This window comes from Burkholderia sp. Tr-20355, assembly GCF_017104685.1.
Classification (GTDB): Bacteria; Pseudomonadota; Gammaproteobacteria; order Burkholderiales; family Burkholderiaceae; genus Burkholderia; species Burkholderia seminalis.
Genome location: NZ_JAAGPK010000408.1, coordinates 1 through 549 on the forward strand (window position 1 = coordinate 1; position 549 = coordinate 549).

Annotated in this window: 1 protein-coding gene; it reads left to right on the forward strand. The window is 73.8% G+C overall.

Features of this window, described 5'->3' with window-relative positions; all coding sequences use genetic code 11:
* The coding region (locus G3N62_RS35655; protein WP_206141570.1) for a type II secretion system F family protein at positions 1–549 on the forward strand (549 nt) is incomplete at both ends.

The following is a 549-nucleotide window of genomic DNA, read 5'->3' on the forward strand; positions in this document are numbered from 1 at the left end:
TCGCCGCAGCCGCGCGCGCCACGCTCGCACGCGACGGCATCGCGGTGTTGTCGCTCGACGTCCGCGGGCCGGCCCGACCGCCGACGGCCGGCGCGCGGGAGATCACGCGTTTCACGCGCCAGCTCGCGAGCCTGTTGCAGGCCGGGCTGCCGATCGCACCGTCGCTCGAGATGCTCGCGCGTACACGGTCGCGCGACGGCGTGCCGCGCATCGCCGCGGGCCTCGCCCGCGAGATCGTCGGCGGGCGGCGCTTCGCCGACGCGCTCGCGCGCTATCCGTCGCAGTTCGGCACGCTGTACCGTCAGTTGATCGAAGTCGGCGAAGCGTCCGGCTCGCTCGGCATCGTGCTGACGCGCGTCGCCGAACACCGCGAGCGCGCCGATACGCAATGGCGCAAACTGCGGGCCGCCCTCGCGTATCCGGCCGCCGTCGTCCTGTTCGCGCTCGCGATCTCGGCCGCGCTGATGGTGTGGGTCGTGCCGACGTTCCGGCAGATTTTCGACGGTTTCGGCGCAGCCCTGCCCGCGCCGACCCGCGTGCTGCTCGGAC